The organism is Nonomuraea composti (genome assembly GCF_012034275.1).
GTDB classification, from domain to species: domain Bacteria; phylum Actinomycetota; class Actinomycetes; order Streptosporangiales; family Streptosporangiaceae; genus Nonomuraea; species Nonomuraea composti.
Map to the genome: position 1 here is coordinate 1 of NZ_JAATEP010000187.1, position 228 is coordinate 228.

Below are 228 nucleotides of genomic sequence, written 5' to 3' on the forward strand. Positions count from 1 at the left end.
TTGTCGCGGCGTGCGAAGAACTCGGTGGCGGAGAGGTCACGGCGGGACGTGGAGATCATCACTTCACCGTCGCCCGCGGCTCTGACCCGCATCAGGCCGTCTTCGATGAAGATGGCGTAGGGCACCTGCCAAGCAGGCGTGCGGATGACGAAGTGGACGGCTTCGTCTGGGATGTGGGGTGTCACCTCTAGCTCAGCTTCCAGGAAGGAATAGGAGACGCCGCCGTAG

1 protein-coding gene is annotated in these 228 nt (G+C 63.2%); it reads right to left on the reverse strand.

What is annotated here, in order from left to right; translation table 11 throughout:
• Positions 1-228 (reverse strand): hypothetical protein (locus HCN51_RS57915; RefSeq protein WP_168022251.1); only part of this gene is annotated, 228 nt, incomplete at both ends.